The sequence below is a fragment of the Aeromonas sp. INTO2 genome (assembly GCF_049860605.1).
Classification (GTDB): Bacteria; Pseudomonadota; Gammaproteobacteria; order Enterobacterales; family Aeromonadaceae; genus Aeromonas; species Aeromonas caviae.
This window is the reverse complement of the sequence record NZ_CP187588.1, coordinates 3,614,790-3,630,351: the sequence shown is the minus strand read 5'-3', so window position 1 is coordinate 3,630,351 and position 15,562 is coordinate 3,614,790. Positions and strand designations below refer to the sequence as shown.

General features: G+C 62.2%; 15 protein-coding genes and 4 tRNA genes. 10 read left to right on the top strand and 9 right to left on the bottom strand.

Going from position 1 to position 15,562, the window contains the following annotated elements:
* Positions 1–151: 151 nt before the first annotated feature.
* On the top strand, positions 152–1,540 hold the full coding sequence (mdtD, locus tag ACPW74_RS17170) for a multidrug transporter subunit MdtD (protein WP_010675801.1): 1,389 nt from the start codon (positions 152–154) through the stop codon (positions 1,538–1,540).
* Positions 1,541–1,549: 9 nt separating this feature from the next.
* Here the strand turns inward: mdtD and ACPW74_RS17165 are convergent, their stop codons facing one another.
* From ACPW74_RS17165 to folB, 3 genes are all read right to left on the bottom strand, one after another.
* A complete protein-coding gene (locus ACPW74_RS17165) occupies positions 1,550–2,032 on the bottom strand; it encodes a YbaK/EbsC family protein (protein ID WP_104452216.1) in 483 nt (160 codons plus the stop codon).
* Between the two features lie 117 nt (positions 2,033–2,149).
* On the bottom strand, positions 2,150–2,659 hold the full coding sequence (gene folK / locus ACPW74_RS17160) for a 2-amino-4-hydroxy-6-hydroxymethyldihydropteridine diphosphokinase (protein ID WP_041213984.1): 510 nt from the start codon (positions 2,657–2,659) through the stop codon (positions 2,150–2,152).
* Positions 2,659–3,030: a dihydroneopterin aldolase gene (gene folB, locus ACPW74_RS17155; RefSeq protein ID WP_010675798.1), complete on the bottom strand. Its 372-nt coding sequence runs from the start codon at positions 3,028–3,030 to the stop codon at positions 2,659–2,661. The genes folK and folB overlap by 1 nt, the downstream gene beginning before the upstream one ends.
* A 171-nt stretch (positions 3,031–3,201) precedes the next feature.
* On the opposite strand from folB, the gene plsY reads away from it, so the two are divergent.
* From plsY to ACPW74_RS17120, 7 genes are all read left to right on the top strand, one after another.
* Positions 3,202–3,864: a glycerol-3-phosphate 1-O-acyltransferase PlsY gene (gene plsY, locus ACPW74_RS17150; RefSeq protein WP_029314836.1), complete on the top strand. Its 663-nt coding sequence runs from the start codon at positions 3,202–3,204 to the stop codon at positions 3,862–3,864.
* A 47-nt stretch (positions 3,865–3,911) separates the two neighbouring features.
* Positions 3,912–3,987, top strand: a tRNA-Phe gene (locus tag ACPW74_RS17145).
* Positions 3,988–4,039: 52 nt separating this feature from the next.
* Positions 4,040–4,115, top strand: a tRNA-Thr gene (locus ACPW74_RS17140).
* Between the two features lie 3 nt (positions 4,116–4,118).
* A tRNA-Phe gene (locus tag ACPW74_RS17135) sits at positions 4,119–4,194 on the top strand.
* Between the two features lie 8 nt (positions 4,195–4,202).
* Positions 4,203–4,278 (top strand) — tRNA-Asn (locus tag ACPW74_RS17130).
* A 266-nt stretch (positions 4,279–4,544) separates the two neighbouring features.
* Positions 4,545–5,888 carry a potassium channel family protein gene (locus tag ACPW74_RS17125; RefSeq protein WP_010675794.1) on the top strand — a complete coding sequence of 448 codons (1,344 nt, stop codon included), beginning with the start codon at positions 4,545–4,547 and terminating at the stop codon, positions 5,886–5,888.
* 237 nt (positions 5,889–6,125) lie between these two features.
* Entirely contained in the window at positions 6,126–6,725 is a 600-nt protein-coding gene (locus ACPW74_RS17120; RefSeq protein WP_029314835.1) for a Yip1 family protein, read from the top strand.
* Between the two features lie 114 nt (positions 6,726–6,839).
* On the opposite strand, the gene ACPW74_RS17115 is transcribed toward ACPW74_RS17120, so the two are convergent.
* Positions 6,840–7,172, bottom strand: coding sequence for a hypothetical protein (locus ACPW74_RS17115; protein WP_039039727.1), 333 nt, complete (start codon positions 7,170–7,172; stop codon positions 6,840–6,842).
* Positions 7,173–7,553: 381 nt separating this feature from the next.
* Here ACPW74_RS17115 and ACPW74_RS17110 point away from each other — a divergent pair, with 381 nt between their 5' ends.
* Positions 7,554–9,047, top strand: coding sequence for a histidine-type phosphatase (locus ACPW74_RS17110; protein ID WP_161470592.1), 1,494 nt, complete (start codon positions 7,554–7,556; stop codon positions 9,045–9,047).
* 51 nt (positions 9,048–9,098) lie between these two features.
* Here ACPW74_RS17110 and ACPW74_RS17105 read toward each other — a convergent pair whose 3' ends face one another.
* Positions 9,099–9,974: an EamA family transporter gene (locus tag ACPW74_RS17105; RefSeq protein ID WP_039039725.1), complete on the bottom strand. Its 876-nt coding sequence runs from the start codon at positions 9,972–9,974 to the stop codon at positions 9,099–9,101.
* 96 nt (positions 9,975–10,070) lie between these two features.
* Between ACPW74_RS17105 and ACPW74_RS17100 the strand changes: the two genes are divergently transcribed.
* Positions 10,071–10,529, top strand: a complete 459-nt coding sequence (locus ACPW74_RS17100; RefSeq protein ID WP_279981972.1) for an Lrp/AsnC family transcriptional regulator — start codon at positions 10,071–10,073, stop codon at positions 10,527–10,529.
* A gap of 87 nt (positions 10,530–10,616) precedes the next feature.
* On the opposite strand, the gene ACPW74_RS17095 is transcribed toward ACPW74_RS17100, so the two are convergent.
* The 4 genes from ACPW74_RS17095 to treR form a co-directional block, all read right to left on the bottom strand.
* Positions 10,617–11,237, bottom strand: a complete 621-nt coding sequence (locus ACPW74_RS17095) for a sugar O-acetyltransferase (RefSeq protein WP_029314833.1) — start codon at positions 11,235–11,237, stop codon at positions 10,617–10,619.
* On the bottom strand, positions 11,237–12,901 hold the full coding sequence (gene treC / locus ACPW74_RS17090; RefSeq protein ID WP_279981971.1) for an alpha,alpha-phosphotrehalase: 1,665 nt from the start codon (positions 12,899–12,901) through the stop codon (positions 11,237–11,239). The genes ACPW74_RS17095 and treC overlap by 1 nt, the downstream gene beginning before the upstream one ends.
* An 88-nt stretch (positions 12,902–12,989) precedes the next feature.
* Positions 12,990–14,420, bottom strand: coding sequence for a PTS trehalose transporter subunit IIBC (treB, locus tag ACPW74_RS17085; protein WP_279981970.1), 1,431 nt, complete (start codon positions 14,418–14,420; stop codon positions 12,990–12,992).
* A gap of 186 nt (positions 14,421–14,606) precedes the next feature.
* On the bottom strand, positions 14,607–15,554 hold the full coding sequence (gene treR / locus ACPW74_RS17080; RefSeq protein ID WP_041211765.1) for a trehalose operon repressor TreR: 948 nt from the start codon (positions 15,552–15,554) through the stop codon (positions 14,607–14,609).
* Between the last annotated feature and the right edge of the window lie 8 nt (positions 15,555–15,562).

Genomic DNA, 15,562 nt, shown 5'->3' with positions numbered 1-15,562 from the left:
ACAGTCAGGCGCGATTCTCATCGTGGCGCGGAGAACATTCTCCATCAAGACGCCGGATAGATTTAAGCAAGCCAACCACAACACCCGAAATCAAGGTTGCAAAAAAGGGGGTGACCATAGATTTTCTTATGTGATGAGGAGAGACAGAACCATGCCTGACAGCTCCCCGATGGTGACGCCCGCCCAGCGCAAATGGCTGCCCTGGCTGACGGCGGTCGGTTTTTTTATGCAGACCCTGGATGGCACCATCCTCAACACCGCCCTGCCCAGCATGGCCGAGGCCCTGGGCGAGAGTCCGCTGCAGATGCAGTCCGTCATCATCGCCTACATGCTGACGGTGGCCCTGCTCATTCCCGCCTCCGGCTGGCTGGCGGACAGATTTGGCACCCGCCGGGTCTATCTGGTCGCCATCCTGCTGTTTACCCTGGGTTCCCTGGCCTGTGCCATCGCCAACACCCTGCCCATGCTGGTGATCGCCCGGGTGTTGCAAGGGGTCGGGGGGGCCTTGCTGATGCCTATCGGGCGTCTGGCGGTGCTGCGGGTCTACAGCAAGCATGAGCTGCTGAGGGTGATGTCGTTCGTCACCATCCCCGGTCTGCTCGGCCCCCTCATCGGCCCGGCCCTGGGGGGCTGGCTGGTGGAGGTGGCGAGCTGGCACTGGGTCTTCCTCATCAACCTGCCAGTGGGCCTGCTCGGCTTCGTGGCAAGCTGGCACTTCATGCCCGACCTTCGCCAGCACACCGCCAGGTTTGACTGGCAGGGGTTTGTGCTGTTCAGTGTCGGCATGGTGCTGGTATCCGTCGGTCTGCAAGGCCTGGGGGAGCACAGCATCTCAACCGGCTGGGCCCTGTTTGCGGTATTGTTCGGTCTGGCCGCCATGGCGAGCTACTGGCTCTATGCCGCCACGGCGGAGCAGCCCCTGTTCAGTCTGGCGCTGTTCAAGACGTCCACCTTCGCCATCGGTATCTGGGGCAATCTGTTTGCCCGCCTCGGCAGCGGCGCCATGCCGTTTCTCACCCCGCTCTTCCTGCAACTGGGGCTCGGCTTCTCCCCGAGCAAGGCGGGGATGACCATGATCCCCACGGTGATCGGCGCCATGCTGACCAAGACGCTGGTGAACAAGCTCATTCCGCGCATCGGTTATCGCCGCATCCTGATCGGCAACACCCTGGCGCTCGGGGCCATGATCGCGAGCTTCTATTTCATCGACAACCAGGTGCCCCACGGCGTACTGCTGGTGTGGCTGGCGGTCTTTGGCGCCATCAACTCCCTGCAATTTTCCGCCATGAACACCCTGACCCTGCAGGATCTCAGCAGTGAGCACGCCAGCAGCGGCAACGGTCTGCTGTCGGTGGTGATGCAGCTCTCCATGAGCCTGGGGGTGGCCATCGCCGCCAGCCTGCTGGGACTCTTCTCCATCGGCCAGCCCGAGGAGAGTGGCCGCTGGCTGGAGGGGTTCCACCTCACCTATCTGTGCATCGGCCTGATGTCCATGCTGGCGGCGCTGATCTTCGCCCAGCTGGCGCGGGAAAAGCGCTGAGTCCCAGGCTCAGGGGGCGGGCAGGTAGCTCACGTCGCAGGGCAATCGGGCCAGCAGTCCGGCCAGGTGGGTAGTCTCCAGCAGGAAAGTCTGCTCGGGGTGGCCCGGCGTCCAGGTAAAGGCGTGGTGATTCATGAGCACGGGATCCACCAGCAGGGGGATGTCGGCGCGGGGCAGGAAGGGGCAGACGGCTCCCGGCAGGCAGCCAATCTCGGTCTGCATCTCGTCGGCAGTGCAGATGGAGGGTTTGGCACCGAGCGCCGCCTTGACCGCCTTGCTGTCGAGCCGGCCGTCCCTGTGGGTCAGCAGCAGGGCGAAGCGACCATCCTTGAATTTGAGGAAAAGGGTCTTGCTGAACTCGGCCTGCCAGCCGAGGCGAGCCTTGACCCGCTCGTCGGTGGCGTAATCGAGGATGGGTTCGTGCTCGAAGTGCTGGTAGGGCAGGTCGGTGAGCAACTGACAGTTGAAGTCGTGAATGGCATCGAGTGGCATGGGGTTCTCCTGTGATGGCGGTCATCCTGCCACTTGCACCGGCGCAGGCCCAATCACCGTTTCTTATCCATCATCAGCGGAGTCATCAACAAGGGCACCCGAGGGTGCCCTTGCTGTTCAGTGATGCTGCAATTCGCCCGCTTTCCAGTGGAAGGGAATGGGGTCAAGGCGCTGAGAGGCTTTGTCGTAACCTGCCCACAGCTCAGCGATGGTGCGACCATCGATGGGGTGGCGGAATGTGGGGGCCAGCTCCGCCAGCGGCCAGAGCACGAAGGCGTTGGTGAGGATCTCGCCGCGGGGCAGCACCAGCGGTGTCTCGCAGACCAGCTCGCCGTAGAGCAGCAGATCGAGATCCAGGGTGCGCGGGGCGAACTTTTTGGCATCCGGCTCGCGGCCGTGAGCGAACTCCATGGCGCGCAGCCGCTGGCACAGGGTTGCCAGGGGCAGCTCGGTATCGGCACCCACCACCAAGTTGTAGAAGGGGCGGCCGTTGAAGCCCACCGCCTCGCTCTCGAATACCCGGGAGACCTGCAACTCGCCGAATTCGGCGTGCAGGGCATCGAGGCCGGCGCGGATATGGCGTTCCCGATCGATGTTGGATCCCAGACTGATATAGATGCGGGTCATCAGTTGGCGCTCGCAGCCGGCGTGCGATGGCGCAGGATCTCGACCCCGACGCCTGCCGCATTGGGCACGGCACCCGGTTTGGTCAGGGTCACCTTGACCCACTGTACCCGCTCGTCTTCCAGCACCAGGGCGGCGACCTGCTCGGCCATGGTCTCGACCAGCTCCACTATCTTGCCCTGGGCGTGATCACAGATCTTGCGAGAGAGGGTGGCGTAATCCAGCGCCAGATTGATATCGTCGGTTGCGGCGGCTGGGCGGTTGTCAAACCCCATCTCGAGGTCGAAACAGAGCTTCTGGCGAATGCCCTTCTCCCACTCATATACCCCTATGGTGGTCAAAACCTCGAGTCCGCGAATAAACACCTTGTCCATGACAGTACTTCTTCTTTACTCTTGATGGGCTGTGAAAACAGCGCAGGGATGCAGGCCCGGCAAGCAGATTGCCGCTGGCGGCCGGTTTGGGCGACACGCTTTCGGGCAAGCCCGGGCCTGGGAATGTGGCCCGCATCATACCCCATTCATATCGTGGTAAAAACGACCAAGATGACGGCCCTGACGATTTTGATGATTATTCTGGCCTATCTGGGCGGCTCGCTGTCCAGTGCCGTGCTGGTTTCCCGCATCACGGGTCTGCCGGATCCCCGTGACCATGGTTCCCACAACCCGGGGGCGACCAATGTGTTGCGCCTCGGCGGCCGGATGGCGGCGCTGATCGTACTGCTTCTCGACGTGCTCAAGGGGATGGCCCCCGTCTACCTCGCCTGGTATCTGCAGATCAAGCCCGTCTACCTCGGCTTTATCGGGGTGGCCGCCTGTCTGGGCCACATGTACCCCCTCTTCTTCCACTTCCGTGGCGGCAAGGGCGTCGCCACCGCCCTCGGTACCATGCTGCCCATTGGGTTTGCCATGGGGGGCGCCGTCATCACCACCTGGCTGCTGGTGCTGCTGGTGAGCGGCTATTCGTCACTGGCGTCCATCGTGACCGTGTTGCTCACTCCGCTCTTTACCTATCTGCTCAAACCGGAATACACGTTGCCGGTCTCCCTGCTCTCCTGTCTCATCCTGATCCGTCATCATGAGAACATTACCCGCCTGCTCAAGGGGGAGGAGTCCCGCCTCTGGGGGCGCCGGGGAGCGGTCCCGCCAGCAGAAGTGATGAAAATGGATGATGCTGCGCAAAAAAGAGACGAACGAGACGAAAAGTGAAATTTCCCGTTGACCACCTGCCCTAAAATCCGTTTAATAGCGCCCACGCCCAGATAGCTCAGTCGGTAGAGCAGGGGATTGAAAATCCCCGTGTCGGCGGTTCGATTCCGTCTCTGGGCACCATATTTTGGTGCCATGAAATAAAAACGTGTTCATGCACAATGGTTTGAAGTGTGCCGGCTTAGCTCAGTAGGTAGAGCAACTGACTTGTAATCAGTAGGTCACCAGTTCGATTCCGGTAGCCGGCACCATTTGCCCAGATAGCTCAGTCGGTAGAGCAGGGGATTGAAAATCCCCGTGTCGGCGGTTCGATTCCGTCTCTGGGCACCACGAATAATTCCTCCTTAGCTCAGTCGGTAGAGCGACGGACTGTTAATCCGCAGGTCGCTGGTTCGAGCCCAGCAGGAGGAGCCAAATAAAAAGCCCAGCAGCAATGCTGGGCTTTTTCTTTTCCCGTTTTTCGATGTTCCGCTTCCCGCTGTTCGAAAAGCGTCCTGTCCGGTGACAAAGCTGTCGCAGCGCCCCTCTTGAATCTTTCCTCCCAGTGACTTGGCCCGTCTGCCGAGTATGATGGCGTGGTGAGTCCCTATGCTGTGCCCGCCGGATCACCCTGTCGTGATCGACGCTTGCCGTCACCCCGGCCCGGCAAAACGGGATCGGTTTCTTGAGTGAGGTCATGCATGAATGCAACAGAGCTTTGGCAGCTTTCCCCCGAGCAATTCAACGAGTGGCGGCGTGAGAACGATTATCCCCGTATCTGGGCGCTGCTGGTGGCGTCGCTGCCCCATTTCGACGACTGGATGGCGGAGCAGAAGATAGAAAAAAGCGTGATCTTCCAGATCGGCATCGCCCGCTTCATCAGCTCCCGCTGCGTGCTGAGCCTTTGTGTCTACATGAGCGACGACAAGGTCCGTCTGTATGAGAGCGCCTCGAGTGCACTGGAATCCCTGCGCAAGAGCGGCCTCATCCGCTCGGAGACCCGTTTCGAGCCTTACAGCATGTGGTTGGCGGGAAAACATGGCAATGACGAGGTGAAACGGGTGCAAAGCCTGCTCTCGGTCTCGGAGAACAACAAGGGGGAGGCCCAGGTGCTGGGCAAGCATCGTCTGCTCAACATCGGCGGTGTTGCCCTCAAAAGCCCCATCATCTCCGGCCGGTTGCTCGATTTTACCTGTCTCGACGAGCTCTCTCTCGATGGGGCCGTCAACAACTCCAAGGTTTATCTGTGGCACTGCTCGGCCAAGGGGGTCAGGGTCAATGGCGGGGTGATCGGGCTCGATCTGTTCGACTCCCTGCTGTGGGACCACAGGGCCTGGGCCAAGAAGCGGGAGCTGGCGCTGGAGGACGGGGTCTTTCAGGACTTCACCATAGAGTGCGAGGAGATCCGCTTCCACTCCTCCCGGGCGGTGCTGAAAAACTTCAGCGTCAGCGCCAAGAACTTCGATGCCACCATGGAGCACACCAACCTGGACAAGGTGGAGGTGGTCTACAACGACAATGGGCGGATCGACCACAACGAGGCGAGCAAACTCTATCGCAATGCCAAGCGTCTCTTCTCCAGCGTGGGTGACACCGTCGACGCCGGCGAGTGCTACTACAAGGAGAAGCTGCACGAGATGAAGTCCCTGGCGAGCCCGCGGGAGCTGTTCCGGGAGCGCTGGTTGCGCAGCGGTCCGATGACGAAGTGCTGGCTCTCCCTGCTGTGCTATCTCAAGTGCGCGGGCAAGTTCATCAGCTTCATCACCTGGGGGTTTGGGGAGCGTCCCATCAGAAGCCTGCTGATGTCGATGGGGGTGATCCTGCTGGCGACCCTGACCTATTTCCTGGCGCCGGAGTCTGCAACCCACGGCCATCTGGGACGCTCCCTTTATTTCAGCATCGTCACCTTCGTGACCCTGGGTTATGGGGACATCTCCCAGACCTCCTCGCCGCTGCAACTGCTGTCGGCCATCGAAGCCTTCTGCGGCATGTTCCTGACCGGTCTCTTCCTCGCGGGTTTTGCCTCGAAAACCAAGCAGTATTGACGGGAGCGCCGACGGCGGGTGCCATCAGTGCCCGCCTCCGGTGCCCTCCTGCTGTCTTCCCATCCCTCCCGGCTGTCCCGGCGACCTTGCTTGACGCAGCGGCGGTGGAGCGACTTTATTTAAAGTCATCGCATGCCATGGCAAGCGATGGCGCCACCAGCGCCCGGACATGACGCAATCAGAGGAGAAAGCCCGGTATCGATCCGCCAACCACCGATGTAGAGAAGGAATAACGCTATGATATTGAATCACTTATGGGGATTGTATGCCCATCCCCACACCGAATGGCATACCATAGACGAGCGGCACGACAGCTTCAGAAACAGTCTGACTCACATCCTGCTCGTGGCCCTTATCCCTCCCATCTGCGCCTACTATTCCGCCGTTCACATCGGCTGGAGCATCGGGGTCGGCGATCCCATCACCCTGACCGCCAACAGCGCATTCAAGCTGTCGGTCGCCATGTACGTGACCCTTATCATCGGCGTGCTGGCACTCTCCTATCTGGTGCACTGGATGGGGCATACCTTCGGCTCGGATCCCAGCTACACGACCTCGCTGGAGCTGGCGGCCTACACCTCCACGCCACTCTTCATGGTGGGCTTCTCCGCTTTCTTCCCGCATCTCTGGTTCGTGATGCTCATCGGTTTGGTCGGGCTGACCTATTCCGTCTACCTGCTCTATATCGGCGTGCCCATCCTGATGCACATCACCAAGGAGCAGGGATTCATCTACGCCAGCTCAGTGGTGACGGTCGGCTTGGTGCTGCTGGTCTGCGTGCTGGCTGCCACGGCCATCCTGTGGGGATCCGGCTTCGGTCCCGTCTTCACCCAGTAGCCGTGTATGCCGACGGCAACGACGACAAGGGCGCCTTGATGGCGCCCTTGTCGTTGATCTCTCGCCTGGTCGGCGTGTCTTTGCCAGACCCGGGAGGGAAGTCGTCTGCGTTGATCAGCGGGGATTGCCGCTGCCGATGCCGAACGGGATGCGGTAATCGCTGCTCTGATCGCCGAGGCTGACGGTCAGATTGCCCTGGGCGCGGCTCGGGATCTGTACCTGCTGGGTACCCATCAGGTTGGCGTGGACGGAGGCCACCAGATCACCGGATTCATCGCGCACCTCCAGCATGGGGTTGGCCTTGCCGGCCATGGCGGCGCTGGCATGCCAGTTCACGAACAGCACACCCGGGGTGGCGTTGAAGTCGGCGGGGACGGAAGCCTGGGCAACACCGGCGCTCATCAGGCCTGCAACGGCCAGCATCTTGATCACGTTTTTCATGTTCATTCACTCTCTTGGTTTTTATGTCATTGGCAAGGCCTGATAGGCCTGCATCAATGCATCCTTGCAAGAGGTCATTCAAATGGTGTGTTGTTTTGTCACGGATGTTTGTCGCCCATGTGTATGGGGGACTGCCATGAACGACCAGTTGTTTTGCGGCTTGGCGCTCCTGCCTAAGCGATGTGTGAATATTAAGCGCCTCACCCGGTCATTGTTAGCGAGATAAACTGGCCTACACGTTCAAAAAATATGAATGATGATTTGTGGGGGGCATAGACGGGTTGGAGGGGAGTCACCCTTCCGGAGAGAGGTGCATGTCCCAGACCTGACACCGGATTGTCACATCCGGTGCGTACTGTGTGGCTTCATTTTCACACTGGTTCAAGGATGACTATGTTTCGCGTTTCCTCCCTTGCCGCCTGCGTGGCGGCCACCCTGCTGAGCGGCTGCAATTCGGGCAATGACTCCTCCTCGCCCGCCGTCGGCGACTATCAATACAGCACCAAGGCGGTCTATGCCGCCCGTCAGGCAATGAACAGCTATGAGGTTGCCCCTGAAGGCTTTAGTCCCGTCTTCACCGAACTGGTGGCACGCCATGGCTCCCGCTCGCTGTCCAGCCCCAAATACGATGTGCTGACCAAGCTGGTGTGGGAGGAGGCCGCGAGACAGGGGGCCTTGACCGAGCTGGGCCAACGGCTCGGCGCAAAGGTGGACGCCGTCACGGCCGCCAACCAGACCCTCGGCTATGGCCTGCTGAGTGCGCTCGGCAAGGAGGAGCACGCCAACCTGGCGACCCGGCTCGCCGAACGGCTGCCCACCCTGCTGACCACTGAATCGACTCCCCTCTGCCTCAAGGTCGAGACATCGGGCAAGGATCGCGCCAACGAAAGCGCCTACTTCTTCATGCAGAGCCTGGCCAAACGGGTCTCTCTGGTGACGGACAGCCCCGACTGTTACGTCAGCCAGGAGAACCCTTCCGAGATCGACAAGGGGCTGCGCAACAAGTTCGAGCTCTACTTCCACAAGACCGAGCCGCAGGGGGAGTACACCCGGTATCTGCCCACCTTCCAGGCCTATCAGGCCTTTGTCGGGGACGAAGACAACGGGGTGGCTCCTGCTCCCGAGCTGACCGAGGTCCTCGATGCGCTCAAGGCCCTGCCCAGGACCCGGGTGATGGCCCGCGAGATGCTCGAGCGTCTCTACAGCAAGGCTTTCGTCGACGAGCTGGCCGCCGGGGTGGATTATGTGGCGGTGAATCCGGAAGACGGCGGCAAGACCCATGTGCGCGACGAGGTGGACGCCGCCCTCATGCTCTACAACCTCTTCATCATCGGCCCGGGGATGATCCGGGAGGCGCAGGCACAAGGCGGGTCCTGGGATCTCGAGCAGTTCATCACTCCAGAGGAGTCTGCCTGGTTCTCCTACCTTTCCGATGCCGAGGACTTCTACGAGAAGGGGCCGAGTCTTGCCAGCCAGAGCGCCACCTACGCCGTGGCCCAACCCCTGCTTGACGGCCTCTTCAACGAGGTACAGACCCAGGTGGTGGAAGAGGCGGGCGAGCATGTCGCCAAGCTGCGCTTCGCCCATGCGGAGACCCTGATCCCGCTGGCGGCCCTGATGAAGCTGGAAGGGAGTCGCCAGAGCGCCCAGCCCGGCGTGCTGATGAGTCAGGAAAACAACGAATGGCGTGGCGGCTGGGTCTCTCCCTATGCGGCCAACATCCAGTGGGATGTCTACCGCAACGAGGCCGGCCGGGTGCTGGTGAAGATGCTTTACAACGAGAAGGAGCTCGCCTTCAAGGCAGGTTGTGCCCCCATTGAGGTGGGCAGCTTCTTCTATGACTTCGGCGAGCTCAAACGCTGTTACGACTACTCGTCCTGACGCGCTCGTGCCATCCCCGGGGCCGGTCATCGCCGGCCCCGTTTTTTTGGTTCAGGCGGAGCCGGCTTGTCGACGACCCGCCTGCCAGGTGGTGCCCATGGAGGCGGCGATGATGGCGGCTATCCCGAGCCATTGGGACGGGGGCAACTGCTCGCCCAGCCATACCAGTCCCATCAAGGCTCCCATGGCCGGTTCACCACTGGTGAGAATGCCGTAGCTCTTGAGGGGAAGGCGGCGCAGGGCAAACATCTCGAGAGAGTAGGGGATGGCGCTCGAGAGCAGCCCCACCCCGATGATGGTGAGGATCACGGGGACGGTGAATGACGCCTCGATCGCCCCCTCCAGCCCGAAGGGCAATACCAGCAGGGTGCCCACCCACATGCCCAGCGCCGGAGCCTGTGCGCCCAGCAAGGCTCCTGCCCGCTTTCCGGTGAGCATATAGAGCCCCCAGAAGAGGCCAGCCCCGAGAGCCAGTGCGGCCCCCAGGGGATCGATGGCCTGCTGTGTCGCCCGCAGGGGCAAGAGCAGCAGCAGCCCGGCGATGGCCAGTATCAGCCAGATGAAGTCTGCCCGGTGGCGTGAGGAGAGCAGGGCCACTGTCAGGGGGCCGATGAACTCGATGGCCAGGGCAACGCCGAGGGGAATGCGTGCGATGGCGAGATAGAAGAGCAGGTTCATGGCCCCAAGCGACAGGCCGTAGGGGATGGCGCCCAGCAGGGTGCGTCGGTCGAGGGGGGCACGCCAGATGCGAAACACCAGGGAGAGAAGGAGGGCGGCGCACCCCAGCCGGAACAGGGTCGTACCTGCGGCTCCCAGCAGGGGAAACAGGGATTTGGCCAGGGAGGCGCCGAGGGTGATCGACAGCATGGCGAGCAGGACGGCCAGAAGAGAGGAGAGGGCATTGGGATTGGGTTGCATGGTATTCATACCGGGCAGGACGATGAGCAGTAAAATATATCTGGAGACTTGGGTAAAACCGGTCTAATACTGGCCTTGTGCGATAATTTTTATCTAATGAACCCCATGACCGACAAATTTGATCTGCTCATCCTCGCCGAGCTGCAACAGGATGCCCGTCTGCCCACGCCGGAGCTGGCCCACAGGGTCGGTCTTTCCGCCCCAGCTTGCTACCGCCGCGTCCGCGCCTTGCGGGAGTCCGGTCTCATCGAGCGGGAAGTGGCGCTGGTGGCACCGTCCACCATGGGCTGGCCCATCACCATGCTGGTGCTGGTGACCCTGGAGCGGGATCATGGCCGCATCCTCGATGAGATGATCGCCAGCCTGCAGCGGGAACCCGAGGTGATGGATCTCTGGTATGTGACGGGGGAGCAGGACTTCGTGCTGCAAGTGGCCGCCAGGGACATGCAAAGTTACGAGCAGTTCACCCGTCGGGTGCTCCATGCCAGGGATCAGGTACGCAGTTTCAAGACTCTGGTGGTCATGGGACAGCACAAGCGTTGCGGCGCCTTGCTGCCCGGGTAAAGAGGGGGTTGCGCCGAAGCCTTGCCGGCATTGCGGGAGCGCCGTCAGGGAAAGGAACAGGGGCAGGTACGGCCTGCCCCCTCTGTGTCAGCCAGGTTCCCCGGGCGCCAGCTCCTCTGCCGTCATGGGGCGCAAGACCCGGCAGGGATTGCCGACCGCCACCACGCCTGCCGGAATGTCTCTGGTGACAACGGACCCCGCCCCGATGACGCTGTTGTCCCCTATGGTGACGCCCGGGCAGATGACGACGCTGCCCCCAATCCAGACGTTGTTGCCGATACGCACCGGCTTGCCGAACTCCACCCCCTTGATGCGCGGCGCTACCGCCACCGGGTGGGTAGCGGTGTAGATCTGCACTCCGGGGGCCAGCAGCACGTTGTCGCCTATGTGTACCTCGCACACATCCAGGATGGTGCAGTTGAAATTGGCGTAGAAATTCTCGCCGACAAAGATGTTGGCGCCATAGTCGCAGAAGAAGGGGGGCGTGATGAAACAGCGTTCTGCGCGGCCACCCAGCAGGCGGGTGAGGCGCTCATCCCAGCCAGGAGCATCGGTTCGCTCCCGGTTCAGTTCTCCCAGCAGGGCGCGGCACTGCTCCCGCGCAGCCCGCAGTTCGGGGTCCCCTGCATCATAGGGCGCTCCCGCCACCATCTTCTGCCACTCGGGGCCACGCACGGCGGGCCGCTGCACTGTTGTTGCGTCAGTCATCATTGCTCCATCAGCCAGATCAGGGATTCGTAAGGGCGCAGCTTGCAGGATTGCGGGCGGGCCGGGCTATCCGGGTAGTTGCCAAGCAGCAGCTGCCCCTTGCCACCGGCCAGCTCGGCCGGCAGCTCGAAGGCCGCCGGCTCGCCGTAGAAGTTGCTCACCACCACCAGAGTCTGGCCGCCGGCGCGGCGGACATAGGCCCAGATCTGCGGGTGCCCGGTCAGCAGCTCCTGATAATCCCCCTGAGTGAAGATGGGGTGCGCCTTGCGAAGGGCGACGAGATCCCGATAGTGCCAGAACACCGAGTGCTGGTCGGCTAGCGCCGCCTCGGCGTTGATCACCGGGTAGTTGGCGGCTGGCTTGAGCCAGGGCGTCCCGCTGGTGAAACCGGCGTTGGGGGCGGCACTCCACTGCATCGGGGTGCGCGAGTTGTCCCGGGACTTGGCGCCGAGAATGGCGAGGATCTCGGCCTCGCTCATCCCTTCCGCCTGCTTGATGGCGAAGATGTTGCGGCTCTCCACATCCTGATAGTCATCGATGCGCTGATAACCGGGGTTGGTCATGCCGATCTCCTCCCCCTGATAGATGTAGGGCGTCCCCTGCAGGCCGTGCAGCGTGCTGGCCAGCATCTTGGCGGCGACCACCCTGTGCTCGCCCTCATCGCCGAAACGGGAGACGATGCGCGGCTGATCGTGGTTGCACCAGAACAGCGCCGACCACCCCTTGCCATGCATACCGCTCTGCCAGTGGTTGAAGATGCGCTTGAGTTCGAGGAAATCGAACGGGGCCTTGGTCCATTTGTCGCCGCCCGGGTAATCCACCTTGAGGTGATGGAAGTTGAACACCATGGAGAGCTCGGAACCATCCAGCGCGCCATAGCGCTGGCAGTGTTCCAGGCTGGTGGAAGACATCTCGCCCACCGTCATGGTCCCCACGGGGGCGAAGACGTCGCGGCTCACATCCTGCAAAAATTCGTGGATGCGCGGCCCGTCGGTGTAGAAGCGGCGGCCATCCCCCACCTCGTCGTCAGGGAATGCCTGATCCTTGGAGATGAGGTTGATGACGTCGAGGCGGAAACCGTCGACCCCTTTCTTCGCCCAGAAATGGATGATCTTCTTCACCTCGGCGCGCACGGCCGGGTTCTCCCAGTTGAGATCCGCCTGCTCGCGGGCAAAGAGGTGCAGGTAGTACTGGCCGGTGGCCGGGTCCAGCTCCCAGGCGCTGCCGCCAAACTTGGATTGCCAGTTGTTGGGCACGCCGCCGTCCACCGGATCTTTCCAGATGTAATAGTCGCGATAGGGGCTGTGCTTGTCTCCCAGCGCCGACTTGAACCAGGCGTGCTCGGTGGAGGTGTGATTCACCACTATGTCCATCACGATGCGTATGCCGCGCGCATGGGCGGCGCCCAGCAGGGCCTCGAAGTCGGTCATGGTGCCGTAGGCGGGATCTATGTTGAGGTAATCGGCGATGTCGTAGCCGTTGTCCACCTGGGGGGAGACGTAGACCGGGGTCAGCCAGAGGGCATCGACCCCCAGCGTCTTGAGGTAGTCGAGGCGGGCCATGATCCCCTTGAGATCACCGGTGCCACGGGCGCCGGAATCCTGAAAGCTTTTGGGGTAGATCTGGTAAATCACGGCGCTTTGCCACCAGGGTGTCTGTGTCATGGTTGGTTCGCTCATTGGTTGAAACCGGATTAGTTGGAACAGGGCAACGATAAAAGGCGGAGCCAGGGCTCCGCCGAGGTTGTGTGGATCAGGCCGTGGCCAGATCCAGCTTGCCGGCAGCCTGCTGGCGCTTGTAGACCAGCAGCGTCAGCAGGGCGGGGACCACGATGGCCACCAGCATGGCGATGGCGTAGATGCCCCAGTATTGCGGCTGGATGGAGAGGATGCCCGGCAGGCCGCCCACCCCGATGCCGTTGGCCATCACCCCGGCGAAGCCGCAGATGAGAGCCGCACAGCTTGAGCCCACCATGGCGCACAGCATGGGGAACTTGTACTTGAGGTTGATGCCGTACATGGCCGGCTCGGTCACCCCGAGATAGGCGGAGATGGCGGCCGGGACCGAGATCTCCCGCTCGTTCTCCTTGCGGCTGATCAGGATGATGCCGACGACCGCAGACGCCTGGGCGATGTTGGAGAGGGCGATCAGCGGCCAGATGGGGGTGCCGCCCATGCTCTGCATCAGTTGCAGGTCCACCGCGTTGGTGGTGTGGTGGATGCCGGTGATGACCAGGGGCGCATAGAGGAAGCCGAACAGGGCGGCGCCGATGGGGGCAAACGAACCCGTCATGGCCGCCTTGGCGGCAAAGCCGACGCCGTCACCAATCCAGCGGCCGAACGGACCGATCAGGGCGTGGGCCACGATCACCGCCAGCAGCAGGGAGATGAAGGGCACAATCACCAGGTAGAGATAGGCCGGGATGATGCGCTTGAGGCTGGTCTCCACCCAGGCGAGGAAGACACCCGCCAGCAGGGCCGGAATGACCTGGGCCTGATACCCCACCTTCTGGATGACGAAGAGGCCGAAGTCCCACACTTCCGGGGTCTGCTGGCCGATGCCATAGGCGTTCATCAGTTGCGGCGACACCAGCGTGATACCCAGCACGATGCCGAGGATCTCGGAGCCGCCCATCTTCTTCACCGCAGACCAGCAGACACCCACCGGCAGGAAGTGGAAGATGGCTTCACCCAGCAGCCAGAGGAAGGCGTGCACCTGGGCCCAGAACTGGCTGATCTCGGTGAGGGTGTGGGTGCCGTCGTCGAACATCTTGATATCGCCGATGACGTTGCGAAAGCCCAGGATCAGACCACCGGTGATGATGGCGGGCAGCAGGGGGACGAAGATCTCCGCCAGGTGGGAGATGCCGCGCTCCAACGGGTTCATGTTGTGGCGGGCGGCCTGCTTGGCGGCCTCCTTGCTGCCACCGTTCACGCCGATCTCCTGGGTGAGCGCCTTGTACCACTGATCCACCTCGTTGCCGATCACCACCTGGAACTGGCCGCCCTGGGTGAAGCTCCCCTTCACCGAAGGGATGGTCTCGATGGCTTTGGGATCGGCCTTGGCCGGATCGGCCAGCACGAACCTGAGCCGGGTCAGGCAGTGGCTGACAGTGGTGATGTTCTCTTTGCCGCCGATCCGCTCGATCAGCTGCGCCAGATGCTGTGTGTTGACTTTTGACATGAGCCTTCCCTCTGTGACTCCATGAATAATGGTCGTGTCTTTACCGGCTGGCCAAGGACCGCCCGTTTATTGGTATCGTTCCCAATCAGCATGAAGCCAGTGGCTGGCATCGGCAATGGGAACGTTCCCAATTCGTGGCGCTGGTCACAAAAAGCGCAAAACGCCGGGAATGGAGGAAAAGATAGACTACAGGGGCTGACAGGGGGCGATGGTCGCTCTGGGGGGCTGCCCCTCTTCAATCTGGTCGAGCAGCTGTCTGGCGGCCAGGATGCCGGCGTCCTTGTAGCCGAAATCCAGGCTGAGGGTGTTGGCAAAGAGGAAAGTCAGCATGGGATTGCTGCCAAGGCCGCTCACCAGGATGTCGGTGCGACCCTGCTCCTGCAGGTATTTGGCGGCGCCGATGGCCAGGGTGTCGCTGGCACAGACCATGGCCTGGGTGGTGGGGGTGAGCAGCTCGGCCGCGAGCCGATAGCCGCTTTGCAGACCGAGATCCCCGAGGGCGCTGCGGGGTGTGCGCCCCTGTTCCCGACAGTAGTCGAGGTAAGCCTGATGCCGACGCAGCCCAGTGGTGAGATCGCTGCGTTCCACCCCGAGATAGGCGACCTCGGTCAGGCCACGCTCCCCGAGGTGGGCGAGCACGGCGCGCACCGCCCCGTCATCGTCGAAGCAGACCGACGAGAAGCCGGGGCGCTCGCGGGCCATCAGCACCAGTTTCTCCCTGAGCGGCGCCATGGCGGCATAGTCCAGATCGTTGAAGGCAAACAGGATGATGCCGTCCACCCCGCGCCGCTCCAGCACCGCCAGGTGCTCGCTCACCTTGGCGGGGGAGAACTTGCTCTCCATCAGCACGGCGTCGTAGCCACGCTGGTAGAGGGTCTCCAGCATGCCGCGCACCGCCTGGTTCTCGGAGCTGGAGTCGAGGCGCGACACTACGATGCCGACCACCTGCTGGCTCTGGCTGCGCATGGCCCGCGCCGATTTGCTCGGGACGAAACCGTGCTGGGCGATCACCGATTCGACCCTGGCCCTGGTCTGGGCATTGACCTTGGGATCCTGATTGAGCACCCGGGAGACGGTCGACTTGCCGACCCCGCTGAGGCGAGCGATATCGAGGATGGTCAGTTTCTTTTCCATGGGGGATC